The 25064-nt window shown below is 35.3% G+C and carries 27 protein-coding genes; 19 read left to right on the top strand and 8 right to left on the bottom strand.

The annotated features are described in order from the left end of the window. The first annotated feature begins 96 nt into the window (after window positions 1–96). The 5 genes from V6S17_RS09310 to V6S17_RS09290 all read left to right on the top strand — a co-directional run bounded on the left by V6S17_RS09310 (window position 97) and on the right by V6S17_RS09290 (window position 4474). Complete coding sequence (locus V6S17_RS09310; RefSeq protein ID WP_029092371.1) at window positions 97–1416, top strand: dihydrolipoamide acetyltransferase family protein; 1320 nt, start codon at window positions 97–99, stop codon at window positions 1414–1416. A 3-nt stretch (window positions 1417–1419) separates the two neighbouring features. Next, window positions 1420–2823, top strand: coding sequence for a dihydrolipoyl dehydrogenase (gene lpdA, locus V6S17_RS09305; protein ID WP_029092370.1), 1404 nt, complete (start codon window positions 1420–1422; stop codon window positions 2821–2823). A 390-nt stretch (window positions 2824–3213) separates the two neighbouring features. After that, window positions 3214–3894: a hypothetical protein gene (locus V6S17_RS09300; RefSeq protein WP_029092369.1), complete on the top strand. Its 681-nt coding sequence runs from the start codon at window positions 3214–3216 to the stop codon at window positions 3892–3894. Window positions 3895–3898: 4 nt separating this feature from the next. Continuing rightward, window positions 3899–4144 carry an ATP-binding cassette domain-containing protein gene (locus tag V6S17_RS09295; protein ID WP_211250369.1) on the top strand — a complete coding sequence of 82 codons (246 nt, stop codon included), beginning with the start codon at window positions 3899–3901 and terminating at the stop codon, window positions 4142–4144. A gap of 3 nt (window positions 4145–4147) precedes the next feature. Further along, window positions 4148–4474 (top strand): AAA family ATPase, encoded by a 327-nt coding sequence (locus V6S17_RS09290; protein WP_211250371.1) that lies wholly within the window; start codon window positions 4148–4150, stop codon window positions 4472–4474. 71 nt (window positions 4475–4545) lie between these two features. On the opposite strand, the gene V6S17_RS09285 is transcribed toward V6S17_RS09290, so the two are convergent. Continuing rightward, complete coding sequence (locus V6S17_RS09285; RefSeq protein WP_029092368.1) at window positions 4546–4734, bottom strand: hypothetical protein; 189 nt, start codon at window positions 4732–4734, stop codon at window positions 4546–4548. A gap of 191 nt (window positions 4735–4925) precedes the next feature. Next, window positions 4926–5567, bottom strand: coding sequence for a YczE/YyaS/YitT family protein (locus V6S17_RS09280; protein WP_051457315.1), 642 nt, complete (start codon window positions 5565–5567; stop codon window positions 4926–4928). 124 nt (window positions 5568–5691) lie between these two features. On the opposite strand from V6S17_RS09280, the gene V6S17_RS09275 reads away from it, so the two are divergent. Both V6S17_RS09275 and V6S17_RS09270 read left to right on the top strand, forming a co-directional pair. Beyond that, on the top strand, window positions 5692–5961 hold the full coding sequence (locus V6S17_RS09275) for a UPF0223 family protein (RefSeq protein WP_029092366.1): 270 nt from the start codon (window positions 5692–5694) through the stop codon (window positions 5959–5961). A 13-nt stretch (window positions 5962–5974) separates the two neighbouring features. Then, entirely contained in the window at window positions 5975–6628 is a 654-nt protein-coding gene (locus V6S17_RS09270) for an alpha/beta fold hydrolase (protein WP_029092365.1), read from the top strand. A gap of 3 nt (window positions 6629–6631) precedes the next feature. Here the strand turns inward: V6S17_RS09270 and V6S17_RS09265 are convergent, their stop codons facing one another. From V6S17_RS09265 to V6S17_RS09255, 3 genes are all read right to left on the bottom strand, one after another. Then, window positions 6632–6961, bottom strand: a complete 330-nt coding sequence (locus V6S17_RS09265; protein WP_029092364.1) for a hypothetical protein — start codon at window positions 6959–6961, stop codon at window positions 6632–6634. An 86-nt stretch (window positions 6962–7047) separates the two neighbouring features. After that, complete coding sequence (locus tag V6S17_RS09260; protein ID WP_029092363.1) at window positions 7048–7992, bottom strand: magnesium transporter CorA family protein; 945 nt, start codon at window positions 7990–7992, stop codon at window positions 7048–7050. Between the two features lie 232 nt (window positions 7993–8224). Continuing rightward, complete coding sequence (locus V6S17_RS09255) at window positions 8225–8842, bottom strand: YktB family protein (RefSeq protein ID WP_029092362.1); 618 nt, start codon at window positions 8840–8842, stop codon at window positions 8225–8227. A gap of 162 nt (window positions 8843–9004) precedes the next feature. Between V6S17_RS09255 and V6S17_RS09250 the strand changes: the two genes are divergently transcribed. Continuing rightward, on the top strand, window positions 9005–9799 hold the full coding sequence (locus V6S17_RS09250; RefSeq protein ID WP_029092361.1) for an inositol monophosphatase family protein: 795 nt from the start codon (window positions 9005–9007) through the stop codon (window positions 9797–9799). A gap of 130 nt (window positions 9800–9929) precedes the next feature. After that, window positions 9930–11759: a translational GTPase TypA gene (gene typA / locus V6S17_RS09245; RefSeq protein WP_029092360.1), complete on the top strand. Its 1830-nt coding sequence runs from the start codon at window positions 9930–9932 to the stop codon at window positions 11757–11759. A gap of 96 nt (window positions 11760–11855) precedes the next feature. Here typA and V6S17_RS12695 read toward each other — a convergent pair whose 3' ends face one another. Continuing rightward, window positions 11856–12059 carry a YlaI family protein gene (locus V6S17_RS12695; RefSeq protein ID WP_157759363.1) on the bottom strand — a complete coding sequence of 68 codons (204 nt, stop codon included), beginning with the start codon at window positions 12057–12059 and terminating at the stop codon, window positions 11856–11858. 161 nt (window positions 12060–12220) lie between these two features. Between V6S17_RS12695 and V6S17_RS09240 the strand changes: the two genes are divergently transcribed. From V6S17_RS09240 to V6S17_RS09230, 3 genes are all read left to right on the top strand, one after another. After that, window positions 12221–12499 carry a YlaN family protein gene (locus V6S17_RS09240; RefSeq protein ID WP_029092359.1) on the top strand — a complete coding sequence of 93 codons (279 nt, stop codon included), beginning with the start codon at window positions 12221–12223 and terminating at the stop codon, window positions 12497–12499. A gap of 115 nt (window positions 12500–12614) precedes the next feature. Continuing rightward, a complete protein-coding gene (locus V6S17_RS09235; RefSeq protein WP_029092358.1) occupies window positions 12615–13790 on the top strand; it encodes an FtsW/RodA/SpoVE family cell cycle protein in 1176 nt (391 codons plus the stop codon). A 232-nt stretch (window positions 13791–14022) separates the two neighbouring features. Continuing rightward, window positions 14023–17457: a pyruvate carboxylase gene (locus V6S17_RS09230; RefSeq protein ID WP_029092357.1), complete on the top strand. Its 3435-nt coding sequence runs from the start codon at window positions 14023–14025 to the stop codon at window positions 17455–17457. A 241-nt stretch (window positions 17458–17698) separates the two neighbouring features. Here the strand turns inward: V6S17_RS09230 and V6S17_RS09225 are convergent, their stop codons facing one another. Continuing rightward, complete coding sequence (locus tag V6S17_RS09225) at window positions 17699–18616, bottom strand: COX15/CtaA family protein (RefSeq protein WP_029092356.1); 918 nt, start codon at window positions 18614–18616, stop codon at window positions 17699–17701. Between the two features lie 209 nt (window positions 18617–18825). On the opposite strand from V6S17_RS09225, the gene cyoE reads away from it, so the two are divergent. The 7 genes from cyoE to V6S17_RS09190 all read left to right on the top strand — a co-directional run bounded on the left by cyoE (window position 18826) and on the right by V6S17_RS09190 (window position 23800). Then, window positions 18826–19731 (top strand): heme o synthase, encoded by a 906-nt coding sequence (cyoE, locus tag V6S17_RS09220; RefSeq protein WP_227001962.1) that lies wholly within the window; start codon window positions 18826–18828, stop codon window positions 19729–19731. A gap of 69 nt (window positions 19732–19800) precedes the next feature. Next, window positions 19801–20865: a CAP domain-containing protein gene (locus V6S17_RS09215; protein ID WP_029092354.1), complete on the top strand. Its 1065-nt coding sequence runs from the start codon at window positions 19801–19803 to the stop codon at window positions 20863–20865. Between the two features lie 61 nt (window positions 20866–20926). Beyond that, window positions 20927–21376: a YlbF family regulator gene (locus tag V6S17_RS09210; RefSeq protein ID WP_029092353.1), complete on the top strand. Its 450-nt coding sequence runs from the start codon at window positions 20927–20929 to the stop codon at window positions 21374–21376. Window positions 21377–21389: 13 nt separating this feature from the next. Beyond that, the gene (locus V6S17_RS09205; RefSeq protein WP_036027628.1) at window positions 21390–21668 is read left to right on the top strand and encodes a YlbG family protein; all 279 of its coding nucleotides are present in this window, start codon (window positions 21390–21392) and stop codon (window positions 21666–21668) included. Window positions 21669–21696: 28 nt separating this feature from the next. Then, window positions 21697–22251 carry a 16S rRNA (guanine(966)-N(2))-methyltransferase RsmD gene (gene rsmD, locus V6S17_RS09200; RefSeq protein WP_029092351.1) on the top strand — a complete coding sequence of 185 codons (555 nt, stop codon included), beginning with the start codon at window positions 21697–21699 and terminating at the stop codon, window positions 22249–22251. A gap of 5 nt (window positions 22252–22256) precedes the next feature. Next, entirely contained in the window at window positions 22257–22745 is a 489-nt protein-coding gene (gene coaD / locus V6S17_RS09195; RefSeq protein ID WP_029092350.1) for a pantetheine-phosphate adenylyltransferase, read from the top strand. Further along, on the top strand, window positions 22742–23800 hold the full coding sequence (locus tag V6S17_RS09190) for a SepM family pheromone-processing serine protease (protein ID WP_029092349.1): 1059 nt from the start codon (window positions 22742–22744) through the stop codon (window positions 23798–23800). The genes coaD and V6S17_RS09190 overlap by 4 nt, the downstream gene beginning before the upstream one ends. A gap of 78 nt (window positions 23801–23878) precedes the next feature. Here the strand turns inward: V6S17_RS09190 and V6S17_RS09185 are convergent, their stop codons facing one another. Further along, a complete protein-coding gene (locus V6S17_RS09185) occupies window positions 23879–25048 on the bottom strand; it encodes a nucleotidyltransferase (RefSeq protein ID WP_029092348.1) in 1170 nt (389 codons plus the stop codon). Window positions 25049–25064: the final 16 nt, after the last annotated feature.

Genomic DNA, 25064 nt, shown 5'->3' with positions numbered 1-25064 from the left:
GAAACGTTGTAACTTGAAAGATATAAACAGTATAAGCAATCGCATGTTTTCTGTGTGATTGCTTAAACTAATAGAAATGTTAGGGGATGGATAAAAGTGTCATTTAAATTCAAATTACCAGATATCGGTGAAGGTATTCACGAAGGCGAAATCGTAAAATGGTTTGTAAAACCAGGCGATAAAATCGAAGAAGATGAGCCATTGTTAGAAGTTCAAAATGATAAAAGTGTTGAAGAAATTCCAAGTCCTGTAACAGGTACTGTATTAGAAGTTCATGTAACTGAAGGTACTGTTTCTGTTGTTGGTGATTTATTAATCACTATCGACGCACCAGGTCATGACAATGATCAAGAAGAAGAAGCTGCTCCAGCTGAAACACAAGAGCAAACTCCTGAATCTCCAGCTGCTCCAGTAAACGCTCCTGACCCAGCTGCTCAACAAGCACCTGCATCAACTCCTGCACCTGTTGCGACAGAAGCTGTAGAACGCGAAAATGATCGTGTTATTGCTATGCCATCTGTACGTAAATTTGCACGTGATAACGGTGTGAGCATCTCTAGCGTTGCCGGTTCTGGTAAAGCAGGTCGTGTTCTTAAAGAAAACGTTGAAGCATTCTTGAATGGTGATTCTGCTGCAGTAGCATCATCAACTGAAGAAGCTGCTCCAGCTGCAACTGCAACTGAAAAAGCTGCTCCAGCACCAATCGCTCCAGGTGAACGTGAAACTCGTGAAAAAATGTCAGGTATTCGTAAAGCAATTGCTAAAGCAATGGTTAACTCGAAACACACTGCACCTCACGTAACTTTAATGGATGAAATCGATGTATCTGCACTTGTTGCTCATCGTAAACGTTTCAAAGAAGTTGCTGCTGCACAAGACATTAAATTAACTTACTTGCCATATGTTGTTAAAGCATTAACAAGTGCACTTAAAAAATACCCAGTATTGAACGCATCTATCGATGATTCATCTGATGAAATTATCTACAAACATTACTATAACATTGGTATCGCTGCTGATACTGATCGTGGTTTATTAGTACCTGTTGTTAAAGATGCAAACACTAAATCTGTTTTTGCTATCTCTGCTGAAATCAATGAATTAGCTGTTAAAGCACGTGATGGTAAATTAGGCGCTTCAGAAATGAGCGGTGGATCTACAACTATCTCTAACATTGGTTCTGCTGGTGGACAATGGTTTACTCCAGTTATCAACCATCCAGAAGTTGCTATTTTAGGAATTGGCCGTATTGCTGATAAAGCAATCGTAGTTAATGGTGAAGTTGCAGTTGCTCCAGTAATTGCCTTATCATTAAGCTTCGATCACCGTATCATCGATGGCGCAACAGCTCAAAATGCAATGAATCATATCAAACGATTACTGGCTGACCCAGAATTGTTATTAATGGAGGGATAAATTATGGTAGTAGGCGATTTTCCAATTGATGCAGAAACAATCGTTATTGGTGGGGGACCTGGTGGATATGTAGCTGCCATTCGTGCCGCACAACTTGGTCAACAAGTAACTTTAATTGAAAAAGAAAACCTTGGTGGAACATGCTTAAACGTTGGTTGTATTCCTTCAAAAGCATTGATCACTATTGGTCACCGTTATCAAGAAGCTCAACATTCAGATATCATGGGTGTTTTAGCTGAAGATATCAAATTAGACTTTACGAAAGCTCAAGAATGGAAAGGCGGCGTTGTTAATAAATTAACTTCAGGCGTTGCTGGACTTCTTAAGAAAAATAAAGTAACTGTTGTTGCAGGTGAAGCTTATGTTGGTGAAGACAGCTCAATTCGTGTAATGCACGAAAATGGCGCTGAAACATACACATACAAAAACTTGATTATCGCAACAGGTTCTACACCGATTGAAATCAAAGGTTTCAAATATTCAAAACGTGTACTTAACTCAACTACAGCTTTAGCTTTACCAGAAGTACCGAAAAAATTAGTCATCATTGGTGGCGGATATATCGGAACTGAACTAGGTTCTGCTTTTGCAAACTTAGGTACTGAAGTTGTTATCTTAGAAGGTGGCGATGAAATTTTACCGCAATACCCTAAAGATATGGTACAACCTGTTAAGCGTAAAATGAAAGACAAAGGCGCAACTATCGTAACTAAAGCTTTAGCACAAGGTGTTGAAGAGTCAGATACAGGCGTTGTCGTTTCTTATAAAGCAAATGATAAAGAAGAAACAGTTGAAGCTGATTATGTAATGGTAACGGTTGGTCGTTTCCCTAACACAGCTGAAATTGGCTTAGAACAAGCAGGTGTTAAATTAACAGATCGTGGTTTAGTTGAAGTTGACAAACAAGGTCGCACAAGTGTTTCTAACATTTTTGCAATCGGCGATATCGTTGCTGGCGCTCCACTTGCTCATAAAGCATCATACGAAGGTAAAGTTGCAGCAGAAGTAATTGCTGGTGAACCTTCAGAAGTTGATTATATCGTTATGCCTGCAATCGTGTTCTCTGATCCAGAAATCGCTCAAGTTGGATTATCTGAAAAAGAAGCAAAAGATGCTGGTTATGATGTTAAAGCTTCAAAATTCCCATTAGGCGGTAACGGCCGTGCGTTATCTTTAAACGCTCCTGAAGGCTTTGTACGCTTAATCACTCGCAAATCTGACAACCTTGTAATTGGTGGTCAAGTTGTAGGTGTTAATGCAAGTGATGTTGTTTCTGAAATTGGTTTAGCTATCGAAGCAGGTATGAACGCTGAAGATATCGCTTTAACAATTCATGCACATCCTTCATTAAGTGAAACAGTAATGGAAGCTGCTGAGCTTGCGCTTGGTATGCCAATCCACATGTAATAAAGACTGAACTCCTTGCAGCTCTTGAGCTGTGAGGGGTTCTTTTTTTTGTAAATACAGCAAAATATAGTAGAGGTGAAAATTAGGAATCTACTTAGTTGATTAATCTGCTTTTTAAAGATAAGCAACTTGTTCCATAGTTGCTTTATAATGCGGCGTATGTTAAGTTTGTTTTGTCAATAGCCAGTTTTTTTAAATAGATAGTATATATTTTTCGTCTGGAAGGAATACCATCAAAATATTTAAAGAAATTTGAAACATCTTAAATTGACGGAATATTCTGGTTTTTATTCTGGTATTTATTGCTTAATACAGAAGATTCCCAAAGTAAAATATGTTCAGGTGAAAGAAAAATCGAAATTATTACCATTTCCATAAAGGAGGGGAAACATGTTAACCGTTGTTAAATCCTATGCAGTATTTAATCTTAAAATGCTTTTGAAAGACAAAATTCCGTTACTGTGGTCAATTTTACTACCGGTAATAACGTTTTTTATGAATCGAAAAAATGTTAACAATGAATGGGATTTATCCTATTGGTGGGTCTATATTATCGTTTGCTGTTATATATACGGAGTGGGTCTTTATGCTTTACAGTTAAAAGAAACTGGTAGCTTAAAGACTATTTTTTCTATTAAAAATTCACCATTGTATTTTTTTCTTGGTAATCTATTAACGCAAGTTATATTCAGTTTTATTAGTGTGAATTTATTAAATTTAATAGTAGTTACAATTTTACCACTATCCTTTTTCAAATTATTAATTTATAGCACATTAACAATTTTCGCTTGTATTCCAGTAGCTTTTTTAGGCTACAATATTACTTTGCTAAAGAAAATACATGCAAATACAGTGAATTCAATATTCACTATAGTCATTTTTAGTTTGTTTATCCTTTTGAATACTAATCATGCTATCAATAAATATAATCCACTATTGAATTTGGCGAACTTGCTAATAAGTCATAGCGTAAAAGATATCTTTATCTTTGTTTTATCTGCAATAGTAATTATAATGTTAAGTCTTTATGCTGTATTAAATTTTGAACCAACTTCAAATGAAAGAAGGTAGGCTAATGATTGAAATAAAAAACTTAACGATTCCTTTTGTGGATAAACAAATTAACATGACAATCTCAAAAGGATATAATTTATTAGTTGGTGATAATGGGGTTGGAAAAACATTGTTATTGGATTATATATCCGGATTGAAAAAAACTAAGGGAAATTGTATTTTTGGGAATGAAAAAATCATTTACATTAATCAACATATTTATTTTTCGGATCGTTTATCAGGAATGGATTTTTTGAAATTTAGTTAGGGGATAGACGACAATAAAAATATCAGCTCTTTTTTTGATTTAAGTGATAATATAATTGAAAGAAACGATCTTAATAATTTGTTAAAAAAGCAATGGGGAATGTTATCGGGTGGAGAAAAAAGATTTCTTTATGTTATTATTTTGTTATCTTTAGATAAAGATTGGTATATTTTAGATGAACCATTTGCTTCTATCGATAAAAAAAGAAAGCTGCTTTTGTACAAACTTATAAATGTTAAATTAGCTGAGGGAAAAGGTATCATTTTAACAACGCATGAAGAGAGTGAAGAAGTGTTAAGTGCAATCGATACTATTTTGGAAATGGGTTAATTTGAGTAGGGGATTATACTTTTTCATAAATAAAAAACCAGTTGGAATTTCCAACTGGTTTTTGCTTGATATTACTTACCGAATAAATTTTTAACTTTATCAATAATACTATTTGTATCGAAGTTTTCTGTTAGTGCTTTTGCTTTTTCAGCATATTCACCTAAACCATCTTTATGTTCAGCGATAAAATCTTTTGCACCTTCTATTTTTCCTTCACCTACAAGTTCGTTTACTTTGTTTAACATTTCGTCTTTATTCAATCTAACCACTCCATTCAAACATTTTGGTAGAATAGGCGAAACCATCTTAGACATTCATGCTAAGATACTTTTAGTATAACTGTAGTTTGTGAAAAGTGAAAGTGAATTGTATTGTTAATAAAATGGCTAACATATAGTCGGGTGCCAACAATGATTTTAATTACTGATGTTAAGGGTGACAATTTTAATTATCACTTATTTGAAATTTGTGCATTTAATTTTAAATTCGGGAAAAAATATTTGTCGAAAAAGACAATAAAATAGCCCATAAATAAAAATGAAAAAAGTGTAGCAACGTTAACGGCATATAAATTACCGCTTACTATCCAAAATACTAATGAGCCGAGTAATGGAATTGAAAGGCTTGTTATTTGTGCCTTAACAACATTGCCACGATAAACTTGTAGTCTGAATATTTGTAATAACTCGTCTACTGGATGCAATACGACATTTAATCGTAAATAAATTGAAACTCCTGCGGCAATAAAAATAATACCAAGAATATTTAAAGCTAAGCGAATGGTATAAGATTCAATTGTGATATCCGGTAAGATGTAATACCATAAATCAACAAGATAGCTAAAGGATAGTAAAAACAAAAGGTTAAACATTGATCTTTTGACTGATGAATCTTTGTAAGCGAAATAGTTTATAATAAGTGCCGTTACTCCAACAACAGTTAATGTTACACCAATCGGTACTTTGAAAAAAAAGGCGGCATTTGTTGCAAGTCCAGTCCAGGGTGCGCTACCGAGATTTATTTTAATCGTAAGGGCGTTGCCAAATGCATTAAGATTGAGCGATATAAAGAGGTAAATCAAAATCTTTTTCATAAAATCCTCCAGCTATTATTTTGTTAAATGAACGTTTATTCTCTTTCTATAGTGTAATCCTTTTGTTTAAGTAAGAATAGCCTTATAATAAAATATGTTGAATAAAGATAAAGGAGTGGTGAAAATGAATAACTATAGTTATCCAATAGATGTTGCTTGGACAACAAATGAAACAATCGCTGTTGTTGAGTTTTTACAAAAAATAGAATCTGCTTATGAAAAAGGGATTGCTGTGGAAGATTTGCAATCAGCTTATAAAGAATTCAAAAAAGTAGTTAAAAGTATTGGTGAAGAAAAGCGCTTAGGTGCAGATTTTGAAAAAGAAAGCGGCTATTCAATTTATCGTACAATTCAAGAGATGAAATCGACAACACGTAAAATAGTGAAAATGTGAGAAGAGGTCGATTATGAAAATTACGGTTAATGGTATTGAGTTAAACTATGTCCAGTCAGGCAGTGGTCCGGTAGTATTGTTGCTACATGGTAATGGTGAGGATCATCAGGTTTTTGAAAAATTACAAGCCAAATTAGCAGATACTTATACTGTTTATGCGATTGATAGTCGCAATCATGGTGAGAGTACACAGACAACTGATTATAGTTATGAAACGATGGCGCAGGATATCGTGGCATTTGTTGCTGAGCTGAAATTACAACCCATTCGAATAATCGGTTTTAGTGATGGTGCAATCATTGGAATTAAATTGGCACTTCTTGGAATACCGATGGAAAGACTGGCATTATTAGGTGTCAATTTATCACCAGCTGCGTTTAAAAAAGCAGAGTATATGCTTTTGGAATTGGAATATCAGCAAACTAAATCACCTTTAATTAAATTGATGCTAGATCAACCGCAAATAAGATTGGAAGAAGTTACAACAATAAATAGTCCAACATTAGTTATTGCGGGAGAAAATGATGTTTTTCGTCCAGAAACGTTTAGCGAGTTAGCAAAGGCTTTACCGCAAGCTGAACTGTTAGTCTTTGAAAATGAGACACACGATAGTTATGTGGTTAATCCGAATAAGCTAGTAGATTCGTTAAAGTTATTTTTGAAATAAGACTTAATTTAAAAAGCTTGTATTGTCCTGATGAAAACAATCAGAATAATACGGGTTTTTTAATTTAGTGTGCGTTCTAAAATTTAAAAGGCAATATAGTGACTGTAATAATTTCATTATATTGCTTTTTTCAATTTTATTCAGTTTTGAGAGAGCTATCAGAACCTTTATTATTTCCAGTTCTAATACTAAAACTTTTAAAAATTTCAAAAACCACCCGATGACTGTGAAAATATCATCAAGTGGTTTTTTCCAATTCTTTTTAGTTTTAAATGAGCTATCAGAACCTTTATTATTTCCAGTTCTAATAGCTAAAACTTTTAAAAATTTCAAAAACCACCCGATGACTGTAAAAATATCATCAAGTGGTTTTTTCCAATTCTTTTTAGTTTTAAATGAGCTATCAGAACCTTTAGGTTTTAAAAGAATTTCTTTTTAGAGAAAACAAAGGCTGTGACTACTGCAATAATTATTGCGAAGCCAATTGCGATTATCCACCCATATTCATTATTCATAAATGGTAATTTAACGTTCATACCGTAAAAACTGAATACCATTGTTGGGAATGAGAGGATGATTGTGACTGATGTAAGATATTTCATAACAATATTCATGTTGTTACCAATGATAGAAGCATAGGCATCCATCATCCCACTTAAAATATTGCTATGTATATCGGCCATTTCAAGACCTTGACGATTTTCGATAATAACGTCTTCCAACAGGTCTTGGTCTTCCTCATACATGCGAATCATATTTTGACGAAACATCTTATCTAACACTAATTTATTTGATTTCAAAGAGGTAACGAAGTACACTAAACTTTTTTCGATTCCCATGAGATCATACAATTGTTTGTTCTTCATTGAACGATGTAGTTCTTTTTCAATTCGATCTGAATGACGGTTTAAACGTTTGAGTAAACGTAAGTAACTTGTCGAAACAAGATATAGAATTTGTAGAGCGAAACGCGTTTTCATGTGCGTATAGAAATTGCGCACTTTTTGATGAATGAATGATTGTAAAATTGGTGAGTTTTCTGAACAGACGGTAATAAACACTTTATTGGTGATAATAATCCCCAACGGCATTGTTTCGAATGAGATAGAGCTCACATCATCATCAGTGTTCTCAATAGGGAAATCGGCAATGATAAGCACATTATCATCTTCACGTTCGATACGAGAACTTTCATCATTATCAAGTGGGTCACGTAAAAATTCAACCGGCACGCTTGTTTGTTCTACAATTTGGTTGATTTCTTCCGTTGTTGGGCTGACTAAGTTAATCCAGCATTGGTCTTCAATTTCTTGTAATTCGAGCAATTGGCCTGAAGCCATGTCTGTTTTGAAAATTTGTAGCATAATTGAAACCTCCTCATTTTATAACGACTATTAGTGGGAAGGCAGAACCAGAAACAAGAGCCTGTTAAAGCTGTTAGGACACATACTGTTCCTGTCCTGCTGCTCTGACTGGGGGTCTGGTTCTTGCGGTTTATTTATTACGTTCATATATACAGGCTCCTTTCGAGATATTCTCAACCTTATTAGTATAGCTAAAATTAGTTGATTTATCAATGGTAAGGTTATGATAGCGCTATAATGACATCGATAACTTATATATCGGCAACAGTTTAGTGAAGCTCTCTTCAATTTCCTTTTCAAGTGCTAATGGCTCTTGCAAAAGAGGGTCGTCTTTTAAAATTATTTTTCCGACCATAAATTCGCCTTTTTTTACTGTTTTGAATCGAGTTAATGTTTCTGTAAGATTATCTTTTGTCAAAGGCAGGTAATCTTTTGCAGTATGATCAGGCGAAATAACAAAATCTTCGGGTAAAGATTGAAAGAGTTCTTGGTTATCTAAAAACGAATCTGAAATAGTTGTTCGGTTTTCTGTTTCATATATAAATGCAAGGTAGAGGAAGATATAGTCGTTCCAAATGCCAACTTGGAAATGGGGATGCTTCTTGTATCCACGTTTATTGTGGCAAATACCCAACCATGTGCTATCAGGAGGGTTTACAGAACGTCGAGCATGTTTCGCTACATGTAAGAACATTTCGTTGCCTAGAGAGGCACTGAGGTGTGTTGTTAGTGATTCGCCTAATTCATAAAATTTAGGCTGAATTGTCTCTTTCAAGAATGCCATCCTTAAATCTAATCCAGGGAGATTCATTTTTTGAAAGTCTTCTTTTGGAAAGCCGTTAAATGTCATATGGGTGGTGCCTCCTAAATTATAATTATTCTTATTTATACAATTATAACGGAATATAGGCAAACATAACAGCAAGGGATTTATTTTATAGCAAAGGGGTATCACTCATTGAATAAGGATGTGTTAAAATAAAAGGATAATCAAACTGAAAGAGGTGTTTACATGAATACAAAAGAGATTGATCGTCTTGCACGAGAGTGGTTGCTTGAAGCGGGTGGCATTATCAAGCAAGAGGTGGCGGAGTGTAAATATCAGATTAGTGAAAAAACGGGGCCTAGTGACTTGGTAACTAGTGTAGATAAAAAAATCGAAAAGTTTTTTGCGAAAAAAATTGCTGAGTTTTTTCCAACACATCAATTGGTGGCTGAAGAAGATGATGCGCATAAATTCAGCACCTTTAAAGGCGTTACCTGGATACTTGACCCCATCGATGGCACACTGAATTTTGTTCAACAACAAGCGAACTACGCCATTTCTTTAGGAATATTTGAAGAAAATCACGGACAATTAGCATATGTATTTGATGTTGAGCGCGGTTCGGTGTATAGTTGTATAGTTGGCGAAGGAGTCTTTGTTGATAATGTTAAAGTTGAACGTTTACGTGTTGACCCATTGCTGGAAGAAAGTTTGCTGATTATGAATTTTGGAATTATAGCTTCCAACTATTTAAATCTAGCTGATGCCGGCAGGCGTGCTCGTGCAGTGAGACTTTATGGTGTTGCGTCACTTGAAATGATGGCAGTAATTGTAGGGCAAGCAGATGGTTACATATCACGCAGTTTAATGCCGTGGGATATTGCTGCAGGTTACATCATGGCAAAAGAATTAAATTTAGAAGTCACACGTATTGATGGCAGTGAAATAAATGTCTTAGAAACTGGTAGCTTAATGATAGCATCAAAAGAAGTTCATCAAACATTAAGCACTGACTATATAAAAAAGACAGAAATTAATTAGTCAAAAATAAAAACTTGTGATATAATCTTTAATTGTGTAAAAAGATTTTTTTTTAGGACTAAATCTCAGCTATAAAATGCCTCTTTTGGCAGTAGTATAGAATCGAATAAGTAGGAGTGAAAATAAGAAAATGACAAAACGTACAGATTTAAGAAACGTTGCAATTATCGCCCATGTCGATCATGGTAAAACAACGATCGTCGATGAATTATTAAAACAATCAGGGACATATAATGACCATGAGCAAGTTGAAGAACGTGCAATGGATAGCAATGCCATCGAAAAAGAACGTGGTATTACAATCTTAGCTAAAAACACTGCAATCAACTATAAAGGTACTCATATCAACATCATGGATACACCTGGACACGCCGATTTTGGTGGAGAAGTAGAACGTATCATGAAAATGGTAGACGGTGTATGTTTAATCGTTGATGCTTATGAAGGTACAATGCCGCAAACACGTTTTGTATTGAAAAAAGCTCTTGAGCAAAAATTAACACCAATCGTTGTAGTAAACAAAATTGACCGCCCTTCAGCACGTCCTGAAGAAGTTGTTGATGAAGTTTTAGAATTATTCATCGAATTAGGTGCAGATGATTCTCAATTAGAATTCCCAGTTGTTTACACATCAGCTCTTAACGGAACAAGCTCATTAAGCTCTGATCCTGCTGATCAAGAATCAACTATGGACCCTGTATTTGACTTAATCGTTGATGCAATTCCTGCTCCAGAAGATAACTCTGATGAAGCATTACAATTCCAAGTATCATTGTTAGATTACAATGACTATGTTGGTCGTATTGGTATCGGACGTGTTTTCCGTGGAACAATGTCAGTTGGACAATCGGTATCATTAATTAAATTAGACGGTACAGTTAAAAACTTCCGTGTAACTAAATTATTTGGTTTCCTTGGTCTTAAACGTGTTGAAATTCAAGAAGCTAAAGCTGGTGATTTAATTGCCGTTTCTGGTATGGAAGACATTTTCGTAGGTGAAACTGTTACTCCTCAAAACCAATTAGATGCTTTACCAGTTCTTCGTATTGATGAACCAACACTTCAAATGAAATTTGTTACTAACAACTCACCATTTGCTGGTCGTGAAGGTAAATTCGTAACATCACGTAAAATTGAAGAACGTCTTTTAGCTGAATTACAAACAGATGTTTCTTTACGTGTAGAACCTACTGAAACACCTGATGCATGGATCGTTTCTGGTCGTGGAGAGTTACACTTGTCAATTCTTATCGAAAACTTACGTCGTGAAGGTTTCGAATTACAAGTTTCTAAAGCAGAAGTTATCGTTCGTGAAATCGACGGTAAAAAATGTGAGCCTTACGAAGATGTTCAAGTTGACGTTCCTGAAGAATACATGGGTGGCGTAATTGAATCATTATCTTCTCGTAAAGGTGAAATGAAAAACATGGAAAACAACGGTAGCGGACAAGTTCGTTTACAATTCCTTGTTCCTTCTCGTGGTTTAATTGGATACACAACTGAATTCATGTCATTAACACGTGGATACGGTATCATCAACCATACTTATGATAGCTACCAACCTGTACAAAAAGGTTACGTAGGTGGACGTCGTATTGGTGCACTTGTTTCTATGGAAACTGGTAAAGCTACGACTTACGGTATCATGCAAGTTGAAGACCGTGGAACTATCTTTGTTGAACCAGGTACTGAAATTTATGAAGGTATGATTGTTGGGCAAAATGCCCGTGACGGTGATATCACTGTTAACATCGTACGTCAAAAACAAATGACTAACGTTCGTTCTGCTAACAAAGATCAAACTAACGTTATCAAAACACCACGTAAATTAACGCTTGAAGAATCATTAGAATTCTTAGCTGATGATGAGTACTGTGAAGTAACTCCTGAATCAATTCGTTTACGTAAAAAAATCTTGAACAAAAACGAACGTGAAAAAGCACAAAAAAAATCTAAATAAGCGTATCGTAAAAACATCTGGGGATATTTTCCTCAGATTTTTTTTTTGATAAAAAAACCCCTTGAGTCTCAACAATAGGCTCAAGGAGTTAGCATTTTATAGTCGGTAAAACGATTCGCTTTTAGGACGGTGAGGATCGTAATTTTTTGAATTGATCCGAATCAATGTCTGTTGCGAAATCCGTTTAGTGCATTTAGGACATGTATATAAATACAGCGGATGGTTTCTTATTTTTTTTGAATCAATACTGCTATCATCAATTTCTTCTCGTGAATCACAAAGAACACATTGAACTTTCATAAATATCACCTCATACATCTTATAATATATTAAAAGTGTTGAAATTTCAAAATTTTATTATCATTTTTTTTTTGAGGCCTGTTTCCAATTGCACCCAATATTTTAACATGCTATACTAAGGTAAAGTATTGTGCAGTGAATAAAACTAAAGGGCGTGGCGTATGATGAACGAAAAAGAAATGAAGCGTCAAGCATATGATGCTTTGAAAACCGATGCAAACCGCATTTGGAAACTTATAAAAGTACAGATGGATAATCTTACATTACCGCAATGTCCAGCTTATGAAGAAGTCTTAGATACACAAATGTACGGACTATCACGCGAAATCAACTTCGCAGTTCGTGTGGGTTTAATCGAAGCCGATAAAGGTAGAGATATTATGATGACTCTTGAACGTCAACTAGCTAGTTTACATGAGTCTGTGACATTCAACAAATAAATTAGTGCGATTGTTTATTTTAGGAATAATCGTTCAATGAATTTTATAAAATAAAAAATAGGGTGCGCTGTGCTCTATTTTATTTTTATCCTTTAATATAGAATGGAAGATGATAATGCCTGACTCAACAAGAAAAGGTATCTTAAAAAACATACGATTTTTTGATTATGGCATACTGATTACGACGCTAGCTCTCGTTATATTTGGTTGTATCATGGTATACAGTTCAAGTTTAACAATAGCGATTGCAAAAGAAGTTCCGCCATATTATTTTTTTAGTAAGCAAATTAAATTTGCTGTAATTGGGATTTTCGTTTTTTTCTTTTTCGCAAATTTTAATTATCGCTTTTTTTACCGTGAAAAGGTTCAGTATTGGATGGTTATTATTAGCTTAGCCTCATTGGTAGCTGTTTTACTATTTGCTAAAGAAATTAATGGTTCGAAAAGTTGGTTGTTCGGTATTCAACCAGCAGAATTTTGTAAGATAGCACTTATTCTTTATCTTGCGCGTTGTTATAGTTCGAAAAAAACAGATACACCCTTAACGACCAATCAATTGTTTAAACCCCTTGTGATTTTCGGCTTTTATATCATTACGATAATTGCTGAACCCGATGTGGGAATGTCACTAATGTATGCAGGGATTACCTTGTTTTTAATTGCTGGGTCAGGTTTAGAATTTAAAAAATTGGCTAAATTATATGCGGGCTTTATTTTAATAGTAGGATTTGTATATATATTGGTAATAAATATTCCTCAAATGTTTATCTCGGTTCTAGGGCAAAATAGGGCGAATCGTTTGATTAGTTTTGCTGATCCTTTTCAGTATGAGGGTACAACAGGACATCAAGTTATCAACTCATACTATGCTATTGGTTCAGGTGGTTTTTTTGGGCAGGGCTTGGGTAACAGTGTCCAAAAATTAGGTTATCTACCCGAAGCACATACGGATTTTATCATCGCAGTTGTAGCTGAAGAACTTGGTTTTATGGGAGTTGCATTTGTGATTTTAGGAATCGGTTACCTAATATATCGCTGTATTCGTGTAGGTTTAGAATCAACCGATAGTTTTGCAACACTCATTTGTTATGGGGTTGCAAGTTGGTTATTTGTACAAACTGCCATCAATCTTGGTGGTGCAACAGGTTTAATGCCTTTAACTGGTGTTGCCTTACCCTTTATCAGTGCTGGTGGTTCATCATTAATAGCGCTGTTAATTCCATTGGGAATTGTTACAAACATAAGTATGAAGAATAAGCGTCGCAGATTAGAACAAACGACAAATAGTTAAGATGAATTAAACGGATATATTCTGTGATTGCACAGAATATGTTCGTTTTTTTAACTAATATGAGGTTATTTTTATAAAAAAGGTTAACAAAAAAATAATCTTTTCTCAAAAATACGAAAGTTTTAGAATCAATACCAAAATAATATTTTACTTTAGTAACGAACTAATATTATAATGTAAAGATAAGTATCAACTTGCTAAATAGATGTTCCAATCACATAGGAGGTTTATTATGAAAAACATACAAAAAGTTTTGGTGGCAAACCGAGGGGAAATTGCCATACGTATTCTACGAGCGTGTAATGAATTAAATATTAAAACTGTCGCAGTTTACTCAAAGGAAGATGCAGCTTCATTGCATCGTTTTAAAGCTGATGAGTCATATCTTGTAGGTGAAGATAAAAAACCAATAGATGCATATTTGGACATAGAAGATATCATTAGAGTGGCTAAAGAAGTGGGTGCTGATGCAATACACCCTGGTTACGGATTTTTATCAGAGAACTTAGAATTTGCGAAACGTTGTGAGGAAGAAGGCATCAAGTTTGTCGGACCTAAACCAATTCATTTAGATATGTTTGGTGATAAAATCAAAGCTAAAGAACAAGCTGTATTAGCAGGTATCCCTGTTATTCCAGGTTCAAATGGGCCCGTTTCGGATTTAGAAGAAGTAAAAGCTTTCGCTAATGAAGTAGGTTATCCAATTATGGTCAAAGCTGCTCTTGGTGGTGGTGGACGTGGAATGCGTATCGTCAACAATGAGAGTGAAGTTAAAGATGGTTTTGAACGTGCTTCTTCTGAGGCGAAAGCTGCTTTTGGGAATGATGAAGTGTATGTTGAAAAATGTATTATCAATCCAAAACATATCGAAGTTCAAATTTTCGGAGATGATTTCGGAAATATTGTGCATTTATTTGAACGTGATTGTTCGGTACAACGTCGTCACCAAAAAGTTGTTGAAGTAGCACCTTGTGCAACGCTTAGCGATGAACGTCGTGCGCTTATCTGTGATGCTGCAGTTAAGTTAATGAAAAATGTTGATTATGTAAATGCTGGAACAGTTGAATTTTTAGTTTCTGATGAAGGTTTTTACTTTATCGAAGTTAACCCTCGTGTTCAAGTAGAGCATACAATTACAGAATTAATTACAGGTATTGATATCGTTCAAACACAACTTTATGTTGCAGATGGTATGAATATTTTTGATAAAGAAGTAGGAGTTCCTGCTCAAAAAGATATCCGTATTAATGGTTCTGCTATTCAATGTCGTATTACAACAGAAGACCCATTGAATAACTTTATGCCAGATACAGGTGTTATTAATACATACCGTTCTCCAGGTGGTTTTGGTGTGCGTTTAGATGCAGGTAGTGGTTTCCAAGGAACTAAGATCACACCTTATTACGATTCATTGCTCGTTAAGATTTGTACTTGGGGTATGACGCTTGATCAAGCTGCACGTAAAATGGAACGTAACTTGCGCGAATTCCGTATCCGTGGCGTTAAAACTAACATTTTGTTCTTGAAAAATGTAGTTGAACACCCTAACTTTATTAGCGGTAACTACAATACATCGTTTATTGACTCAACGCCTGAATTATTTGAATTCCCACAATTACGAGATCGTGGTAGCAAAACATTACGCTATATTGGTAATGTAACAGTAAACGGCTTCCCTGGAATTGATCACAAGGAAAAAGAATTATTTGATGCCGTTCGTTATCCGAAAATTGATCTTAGTGTTGCGCCTCCAGCAGGAACAAAACAAATATTGGAACAGGGTGGACCTCAAGCAGTTGTTGATTGGATTAAAGAGCGTAATGAAGTATTACTAACAGATACAACTTTACGTGATGCACATCAATCGTTATTAGCTACTCGTGTGCGTTCTAAAGACATTACAAGCATTGCACCTGCTATGGCTCGTTTATTACCAAACATGTTCTCTTATGAGATGTGGGGTGGGGCAACGTTCGATGTTGCTTATCGTTTCTTAAATGAAGATCCATGGTCACGCTTAGAAACTTTACGTAAACAAGCACCAAATGTATTGTTCCAAATGTTATTACGAGGAGCAAATGCAGTTGGATATATGAATTATCCTGACAATGTTGTGCGTGAATTCGTTAAACAATCAGCAGATTCAGGTATCGATGTTTTCCGTATTTTTGATAGTCTTAACTGGATTCCAAACATGGAAACAGCAATCGAAGCAACAAAAGACGCTAATAAAATTGTAGAAGCAACAATCTGTTATGCAGGTGATATTCTTGATGAAAATCGTCCGAAATACAATATTGATTACTATAAAAACTTAGCGAAAGATCTTGTCTCTGTCGGAGCTGATATTTTAGCTATTAAAGATATGGCTGGTATTTTAAAACCACAAGCTGCTTATCGTTTAATAAGTGAGTTAAAAGATACAGTGGATATTCCAATTCACTTACACACTCATGATTCAAGTGGTAATGGTAACTACACTTATGCAGCTGCAATTAGTGCAGGCGTTGATATTGTCGATGTAGCAACAAGTGCGATGTCTAGTTCAACATCACAACCAAGTATGACAACGTTATACTACGGTCAAGTGAATGGTAGTCGTACACCGAATTTAAACCCAGAAAACTCTCAAGCAATCAACCGTTACTGGGAAGATGTTCGTCGTTATTACACAGACTTTGAAAATGGTCTTAATGCACCGCAAACAGAGATTTATGATCATGAGATGCCAGGTGGACAATACTCTAACTTACAGCAACAATCACGCGCTGTTGGTTTAGGCGATCGTTGGGAAGAAGTTAAGACAATGTACATGAAAGTAAACTTGTTGTTCGGTGACATTATTAAAGTAACACCTTCATCTAAAGTAGTCGGAGATATGGCACTCTTTATGGTGCAAAATGATCTGGATGAAGAAAACATCTATGAAAAAGGTTTAGCAGTTGATTTCCCTGAGTCTGTAATTTCATTCTTTGAAGGTCAATTAGGACAACCTTATCAAGGTTTCCCAGAAAAATTACAATTGGTTATCTTGAAGGACCGTGAAGCAATTACTGTACGACCAGGTACTTTGTTAGAGCCAATCAACTTTGATGATGTGAAAACTGAATTAGCAGGATTAATTGGTTATGAACCATCAGAACAAGAAATTATTTCTTATGTATTGTATCCAAAAGTATTTGTAGATTACACTAAAATGGTTGAACAATATGGTGATTTAACAAAATTAGATACACCTACATTCTTTAAAGGCATGCGTTTGGGCGAGCAAATTGAAGTTGAAATTCAACGTGGTAAATCATTGAATATTAAACTTAACTCAATTTCACAAGCTATGCCAGATGGTACGCGAGTGTTCTACTTCGAATTAAATGGACAACCACGTGAAGTGACAATTAAAGATAATAACGTTACAAGCACAATAGCAACTCGACGTAAAATTGAGCCTTCAGTACGAGGACATGTTGGTGCAACAATGCCAGGAAGCGTGTTACAAGTACTTGTATCACCAGGTGATAAAGTTGAAAAAGGTCAACCAATCTTGATTACAGAAGCAATGAAGATGGAAACGACAATTCAAGCGCCATACGACAGCACAGTGAAACAAGTGTATGTTGTAGCCGGAGACGCAATTGAAACCGCAGATCTATTAGTTGAATTAGATTAAAGCGCAAGTAACTTCAGCCTTTTAACATTGTAATACTGAAAAAATCACTCATTAGACTAAGGAATTAAAACTGTTATAGACTTGTTCAAGCCTATATACCTGTTTTAATTTCAAGTCTAGTGAGTTTTTATTTTTTTATCTTTTTATCTTTTTATCTTTTTAGTATTTTAAAGTAACTTAAAATAAAAAAGCCCACACATTCAATTGAATGTGTGGGCTTACTCATATAGAAAAAGTAATGCTAATCGTTGTTGTGTTCACGACGGCCACTGCGTAATGCAATAAGTCCGAGGTAACTCAAGATAGCAAAGATAACCGTAATTGTTAAAGAATGAAGTAACGCAATAACAAGGTTAACGTTTGAATCAACACTAGCGATTCCTAGTAATATTTGAACGAAGATGAGTATCACAAGTAGCGCTGAGCATGAACGTAATACCTTAGAGTGGCTATAGTATTTGAAGACGTGCCAAGCGAGCCAAGCAATCCAAATAGCCATTATTAACGCGGCGGCGCGGTGAATCAATTGAACAATCTGTGGTGTTGTTACAGGCATTACAAATTTTCCGTCTTCGAACATAAAGGAGGGTAATGCAAGACTTGCATCCATATGACGAACCAACGCTCCTGTATAAATAGCGATATAAGTGAAAATAATTAGATAGTAAATACTGTAGCGAACTTTTTTATGCATAATAACAGATTTAGCATCAAACTTCATATCAATTTCGAAGATAAATAAACCTAACATGACAATTGAAGCGTAAGAAATAATTGAAATTCCGAAATGAAGCGCCATGATAATTGCATTTTGTCCCCAAACTACTGCCATTGCACCCATGAAAGCTTGCAATATAAGAAAGACAACAGAAGTGATGACAATAATTTTTGTTTCTTTACGATCTTTTACGTATTTCCATGATAAAACTGCTAATAAAATAACAAATATAGAAGCAAGTCCAGTTGAAAGTCTGTGGAAGACCTCAATTAATTTTTCTAATGTTACATCTGTTAAGTTAACTAATTGTCCCTCACATAGTGGCCAAGTTGCACCACAGCCGTCAGCAGATCCCGTTTTTGTTACTAGTGCCCCGCCAAATACTACGACAGTCATTAAGAATATTGTAAGGATAGATAGTACTTTCATAAACTTATTCATTAATATAGAGACCTCTCTTTCATATGTACAATCACTGTTAATTTTACCTTAAAAAGAAGTAAATCCCAATAGCTAAAAAAGTTTATTTGGGTATTTGTGTCTAAAATAAGTCAGAACAATTAGATGGTTTATCGCTTCATAAATGTGTTATATTGATGTAAGAGCTTTATTTTTATATAGGAAAAAATGTAATGTAAGGAGTTTGAATGATGACGGAAAAAACACTAGATACAAACAAAACGACAGCGAAGTTAACAATCAAGGATTTAACAGGTCTCGTTAAAATGGGAATTGTTGATTCAAACACCATCGCTGCCTTTGCAGGTTTATGGTTAGCAATGCATTTTACGAATACACCATTCTTAGAAAACATTACTACAGTAATATTTTTAGTAGTTGGAGTTGCTGCTATAATTGCAGGTGCTGGCTGCTGGAATAATTATTTTGACAGAGATATCGATGGTTTAATGGAGAGAACAAAGGATCGTCCGACGATTACTGGTCGTATTACTCCGAAAACAACATTAGTAGCATTTATTGTCCTGACAATTTTGGGTGAAATATTGCTGTTTATGACAACGCCGTTAGCTGGTATATTTGGATTAATTGGTGTGTTCCTTTATAACGTTGTTTATACAATGTGGGCAAAACGTAAATTAGTTTCAAATACGATTATTGGTTCTTTTTCAGGAGCAATGCCACCGTTAATCGGGTGGTTCGCCATTACGCCAACTATTCAACAGCCAGCAATTATGCTTTTCTTGCTAATGTTTTGCTGGCAACCAGCGCACTTTTATGCAATTGCAATCCGTCGTAAAGATGATTATGCAGCAGCGGGAATACCGATGTTACCAGTTGTTAAAGGTGTGGAACGAGGACGTAAGAGTATTTTATTATGGGTTGGTTTCCTAACAGTATTACCATTCTTTATGTTTGATTTTGGGATTGTTTATGTTATTTTAGCAACTGTACTTAATGTAATTTGGATTGTTTTAGGTTTACGCGGCTATAAAACAGCAGAGCCTTATAAATGGGCAACGTTAATGTTTATATACTCGTTAAATTATCTCGTTATTTTATTTGTAGCGATGATGATTATTGCACCTTTTGTATAAAGACGATAAGATGTTAACAGATACTAAATAGTATCTGTTAATTTTTTTTTATAGGAGAGAGATAAACAAATGAAAAGTTTTTTAAAAGTTATTGTATTGTTTTTAATTTTTATGGTAATAGCCTATTCTTCTCCTCTGATTAATCGTGAAGACAGTACTGCTTTGTTTAAAAGTTATGATGCAAAGCAAGGTAATCTTAAAATGAAAGTTGATTCAAAAGAAACGCCTATCAAATATAATGAAGAAAAAAGTATTGCACAATATATTGGTAAACCCTTTTCTTTAATTGAAAAAAAATATGGTAAGCCTAATAGAATGTATGCAACACCCTATGAATATGATAATTATGTTTATAATAAGGGCCAAGAAGGGTACTTAATAGTTGGTGTAAAGGCGGATAAAGTCGTTCGTTTTTATGTCGCCGGTAATGAAATACCTGTGAGCCCGTTTACTATTGATATGCCGTCTGACCAAGTGATTAATCGTTTTGATTTACAGACTGAAATTATGGTGGAGTCTCCAATCGGGAAATACCAATTAAGTTTGGCAGAAGATGATCTCTATTCAAGACCACTATTGAAAGTATCAAAAGGAATATATGCACAATTGACAATGGATGCGACAACTCATAAATTATTCAGTGTTTCTTTCATGGATAGTGAAACGCTAGTAAAGATGCGTCCGTATGAATCGGTTTATGATGGTGATATTTATGAACCACCTAAATTTTCCGATAAGCAATGGGTTAATATGAACCGTGGTATGAGTTTAGATGTTGAAGAGCTAACCAACCTTTATCGAGAAAAGGAAGGCTTGAATCCGCTTAAGCTAGACAAAAATTTAACAACAGAAGCGGAACTGCATAGTAAAGATATGTATGAAAATGAATTTTTCAATCACGAATCACCAGATCGTGGTGATTTAACAACAAGATTAGCGCATTTAAATAAAAATAACGTTGATGAGCAAGAAAATTTAGCGGCGAATTATGTTGATGGTATTGCTACTTTTGGTGCTTGGTTGAATTCACCCAATCATTTACAGAAAATACGAACTGAAAAAGCAAATATTATGGGTGTAGGTGGCTATCGTTTCTACTTAACACAGATTATTGTAGAAGAAGAACAAGAGTGACAGACTTGTGGGAAAGAAGTATAATTAGTAAGTATAAACAACAAAAGAAAGGATGAATAAAATGTTTGCAACTTATCAAAGTATTGAAGTGCTTGATTTAGCTGACGAGTTATCTGAAATGATTAATCAATCAGAAGCAATGGCTGATTATCACTCTGCAAAACGAGCGACTTTTGAAAATAAAGATACACAAGAAAAAATCAAAAAATTTGCAGCAATGAAAGAACGTTTTGATGAGGTTCAACGTTTTGGGCGTTATCATCCAGATTATAAAGAGACAAATCGAGAAACGCGTCGTTTAAAGCGTGAATTAGATATGGATGAAGTTATTATTACCTATCGTCAGGCTGAAATGCAAGTCCAGTCATTGCTTGATCAAGTGGGTATTATGATTGGTGAAAGTGTGTCCGAACAAGTCAAAGTACCTGTTGGTAATCCTTTTTTTGAAGGTAAGCATCGTCATGGTGGCGGTTGTAGTACAGGTGGCGGCTGTGGCTGCTCAACAGGATAAGGAGGAAATAGTTATGTCATTTACACCAATAGAACGACAAGGAATTGTTGTCTGGGGACATCATTTTAAGCAATTAAAAACGCTACGACGTTATGGTCATTTACAATATACCTCACGTCGACTCAAGTATGGTGTTTTTTATTGTAATGTAGCAGATGTTGAAAGTACAATTGCTAAATTAGAAACATTGAATTGGGTAAAGAAAATTGAAGTGTCAGAAAGACCAAATATAAAAACAACATACACAACAGTAGAGGACCCTAATCTTGAATTAGAATACCATTCACTGTAACAGGTGTGTGCTTTAAAGGAGCGGAAAGATGAGAGTTGTAGCGGGATCTGTAAGAAATCATCAATTAAAGGCAGTGCCAGGAGATAAAACACGTCCAACGACGGATAAAATTAAAGAATCGATGTTTAATATCATTGGTCCTTATTTTGATGGTGGAAACGCGTTGGATTTATTTGCTGGTAGTGGTGGATTAGGTATTGAAGCTTTGAGTCGTGGGATTGAAGAAACTGTTTTTGTAGATCAGGCAGCACCGGCGATTAAAATTATTCAAGAAAACATAGCAAAGTGTCACTTGGAAGAACGCGCGATTGTTAAAAAAGGTGAAGCATTACAAACGTTAAAACAATTGGGTGCGTCAGGTGAATCTTATCAATTGATTTTTTTGGATCCGCCCTATAACTTTCATGAAATGGATGCGCTTTTAATTAAAATTGAAGAATTGAAGATGGTTACAACTTCTTCAATCATTATAGTAGAGCATGAAAAAACGTACGAACTAGAGGATACTATTGGTGGATTTAAGCGTTTTAAACAAGCGCTTTATGGCATTACAAGCCTAAGCTTTTATGAATTAGGAGAGTGATTTATATGAAAACGGCTGTTTATGCAGGTACGTTTGATCCTTTGACCAAAGGACATTTAGATATTATTCAAAGAGCAGGAAAACTATTTGATCGTGTTATCGTGGTGGCGATGGTTAATTCAAGCAAATCAACTTTGTTTACACTGGAGGAACGCCTCTTGCATATACGTGATAGTGTAGCAGGTTTAACTAATGTTGTGGTTGATCATTCAGATAAATTAGCGGTTGATTATGCACGTTCCGTTAATGCGACCACTTTTGTAAGAGGAATTCGTAATGAAGTTGACTATCGTTATGAATGGCCAGTAGCAACAATGAACGCGGATTTAGAACCTGAAATAGATACTGTTTTTATACTTGCACGTCCTAAAAATGAAGTGATTAGTTCTTCAATCGTCAAAGAGATTGCTCTTTATGGGCAAGCTGTTGATAGTTATGTTCCTGCAATAGTTGCGGAGGCATTACAAAATAAATTTAAGAAGGTAACTGAATGAATAAAATACTGAAGCGACTGCTGTTAGTTATTATTGTATTAGCTGTTTTAGCGGTAATACTAATCCCACTGCCTTACTATATTACCAAACCAGGTACGACTGAAAAGTTAGGTGAATTAGTTAAAGTTGAAGGGAAAGCTGATAATAAAAACGGCAGTTTTAGTTTGACGACCATTGGATTACAACATGCTACGGCATTAACGTTAACGATTGCTAAATTTTCAAAATATCAAGAAATTGATAAAGAAAGCGAAATTCGCACAGAAGGTGAAACAGAAGCACAATTTAATGTAAGACAAATGTATTATATGAATAGTGCTAAAAACAATGCAATTGAAGCGGCATTCACCAAAGCGAACAAGCCCTTTAAATCAGAATATAATGGTATTTTTGTTTTATCTATGACTGAAAACAGTGATGCGCGTCGCTTTTTAAAAGAAGGTGATACGATTCATGCTGTAGATGGTAAAAAATTTAAAACATCGGAAGAATTTGTTAAATACGTTGGCACTAAAAAAATCGGAGAAAAAATTAACATTACCTATACAAAAGCAAATGAATCGAAAGAACGAACTGATAAAGTAAAAATGGTTGATATCGATAAAAAAGGACGTGCCGGAATCGGTATTACTTTAGTCGACGATAAAAATGTGCAAACAACTCCGAAAGTAACTGTGAAGACAGATAAAATTGGCGGCCCTTCAGCTGGTTTTATGTTCTCATTAGAAATTTTAAGCGATTTAACACGCGAAGATTTGACACGTGGTTATGATATTGCCGGAACTGGAACAATCGAACCTGATGGAACAATTGGACGTATTGGTGGTATTGAAGAGAAAATTGTAACGGCTCATAAAGCGGGAAAAGATTATTTCTTAGCACCGGATGATACGATTACCAAAGAAATGAAAAAAGCTAAACCAGGTATTAAAACTAATTATGCAGATGCGGTGAAAGTTGCGAAAGATTTAGGGACAGATATGAAAATTATACCTGTTAAAACGCTAGATCAAGCAGTTGAAGTATTACGTGAATTACCACAAAAAAATAAATAAGCGAAGACCACATTAGGATTTAAACACTAATGTGGTCTTTTTTTGTTCGTATAGTTAATTTTGAAAATATCTTTATTTTTATACTCTGATCACTCCATTTGTATAATCGTTATCATCGAGTTTATTAAAGGGAAGTTGATAGAGCATCGTGGCGCGTTCATCAAGGTTGGTAATACCTGCGGGTGCTTTTGAAAAAGTTGAAATAAGCGGATAGCGCAAGACTTTTTTATAATGTCCCAAATAGGCTTGTCCTTTTTTAGTCATTCCTAATACGTGGTGGTAAGGGTGTTGTTGATGATAGCTAAACTCATCTTCAGTCAGTTGTATAAGAATACTTAAAGCCATACGTTGGATTCGATTTGTCGTATAACGTTTAGTTTTCACTTGGGACAACCATTCATCGAAACTAGAGGCTTTTTTTGCACATGCAATCAAGCGGTATTCAATTCCTTCAACGATATTATGTAGCTTGGCGATGTTCTCGGGTGATTGTATACAGAGTTGATAATGCAGTAGTGGCCAGTAATCTTCCCAAGAATGTAAGTCAGTACCCTCAAGCAGTGTTTGGGTGCTGAGAGGTATATAAGAATCGCTTTTTTCACCACGAAGTAAAAGCTGACGTATGGCTGTTCCACTTGCGAAACTTTCGTCAGTGGCTGTGGCATCATTATGATTGGCACCCATCCTGTTGAGGGGTAATAACTCCATCGGGTTCTCACCGATATGATTAGCTAATGCGTAATGAAACCCAAGTAGAATGTTTGGTTGGCGCAAATCGAAAGTTGGCCAGCGTGAGGCGGTTAGTTCTTCCCATGTCTGCGTCACTGCAATGCCATAAGGGATGTTATTCTCGAGCTTCTTTTTGATGATTAAGTTGAAACTGTCCTCATTTTGATGATAAAAGGCAGCTAATTCGTCGTAAGGGAGCGCTTCGCCTTTTTCTGTCCCAAAGCATAGTGTGTCACAACGGAAGTCGTGAAGCAGGTTTATGGCGCCTGAGGCGAAGTTCTCTGCTGATTCAATTGCTGATACAAATGGAAGTTCAATTACAAGATCAGCTCCAGCTGCTAAGGCTGCTTTTGTTCGTTGCCATTTAGTGATAATCGCGGGCTCGCCACGTTGTAAAAAATTACCACTCATTACAACAATTAAAACTTCTGCTTGTGATTTATGCTTCGCATGGTTTAAAATGAAACGGTGCCCATTATGAAATGGGTTAAATTCGGCGATGATTCCGACAGCTTTCATTGCATACGTCCTCTCA

It is taken from the genome of Brochothrix thermosphacta DSM 20171 = FSL F6-1036 (genome assembly GCF_036884295.1).
GTDB lineage: Bacteria > Bacillota > Bacilli > Lactobacillales > Listeriaceae > Brochothrix > Brochothrix thermosphacta.
Note: the sequence above shows the minus strand (reverse complement) of the source record. Positions and strands in the feature narration are given on the sequence as shown.

Coding starts and splice junctions, on each gene's coding strand:
- V6S17_RS09185 (WP_029092348.1), bottom strand. CDS start 25,048: ATGAAAGCTGTCGGAATCATCGCCGAATTTAACCCATTTCATAATGGG.
- V6S17_RS09270 (WP_029092365.1), top strand. CDS start 5,975: ATGAAAATTACGGTTAATGGTATTGAGTTAAACTATGTCCAGTCAGGC.
- cyoE (WP_227001962.1), top strand. CDS start 18,826: ATGACGGAAAAAACACTAGATACAAACAAAACGACAGCGAAGTTAACA.
- V6S17_RS09255 (WP_029092362.1), bottom strand. CDS start 8,842: ATGACATTTAACGGCTTTCCAAAAGAAGACTTTCAAAAAATGAATCTC.
- V6S17_RS09280 (WP_051457315.1), bottom strand. CDS start 5,567: ATGAAAAAGATTTTGATTTACCTCTTTATATCGCTCAATCTTAATGCA.
- lpdA (WP_029092370.1), top strand. CDS start 1,420: ATGGTAGTAGGCGATTTTCCAATTGATGCAGAAACAATCGTTATTGGT.
- V6S17_RS09240 (WP_029092359.1), top strand. CDS start 12,221: ATGATGAACGAAAAAGAAATGAAGCGTCAAGCATATGATGCTTTGAAA.
- V6S17_RS12695 (WP_157759363.1), bottom strand. CDS start 12,059: ATGAAAGTTCAATGTGTTCTTTGTGATTCACGAGAAGAAATTGATGAT.
- V6S17_RS09275 (WP_029092366.1), top strand. CDS start 5,692: ATGAATAACTATAGTTATCCAATAGATGTTGCTTGGACAACAAATGAA.
- typA (WP_029092360.1), top strand. CDS start 9,930: ATGACAAAACGTACAGATTTAAGAAACGTTGCAATTATCGCCCATGTC.
- V6S17_RS09235 (WP_029092358.1), top strand. CDS start 12,615: ATGCCTGACTCAACAAGAAAAGGTATCTTAAAAAACATACGATTTTTT.
- V6S17_RS09250 (WP_029092361.1), top strand. CDS start 9,005: ATGAATACAAAAGAGATTGATCGTCTTGCACGAGAGTGGTTGCTTGAA.
- V6S17_RS09225 (WP_029092356.1), bottom strand. CDS start 18,616: ATGAATAAGTTTATGAAAGTACTATCTATCCTTACAATATTCTTAATG.
- V6S17_RS09210 (WP_029092353.1), top strand. CDS start 20,927: ATGTTTGCAACTTATCAAAGTATTGAAGTGCTTGATTTAGCTGACGAG.
- coaD (WP_029092350.1), top strand. CDS start 22,257: ATGAAAACGGCTGTTTATGCAGGTACGTTTGATCCTTTGACCAAAGGA.
- V6S17_RS09295 (WP_211250369.1), top strand. CDS start 3,899: ATGATTGAAATAAAAAACTTAACGATTCCTTTTGTGGATAAACAAATT.
- V6S17_RS09205 (WP_036027628.1), top strand. CDS start 21,390: ATGTCATTTACACCAATAGAACGACAAGGAATTGTTGTCTGGGGACAT.
- V6S17_RS09215 (WP_029092354.1), top strand. CDS start 19,801: ATGAAAAGTTTTTTAAAAGTTATTGTATTGTTTTTAATTTTTATGGTA.
- V6S17_RS09190 (WP_029092349.1), top strand. CDS start 22,742: ATGAATAAAATACTGAAGCGACTGCTGTTAGTTATTATTGTATTAGCT.
- V6S17_RS09260 (WP_029092363.1), bottom strand. CDS start 7,992: ATGCTACAAATTTTCAAAACAGACATGGCTTCAGGCCAATTGCTCGAA.
- rsmD (WP_029092351.1), top strand. CDS start 21,697: ATGAGAGTTGTAGCGGGATCTGTAAGAAATCATCAATTAAAGGCAGTG.
- V6S17_RS09300 (WP_029092369.1), top strand. CDS start 3,214: ATGTTAACCGTTGTTAAATCCTATGCAGTATTTAATCTTAAAATGCTT.
- V6S17_RS09230 (WP_029092357.1), top strand. CDS start 14,023: ATGAAAAACATACAAAAAGTTTTGGTGGCAAACCGAGGGGAAATTGCC.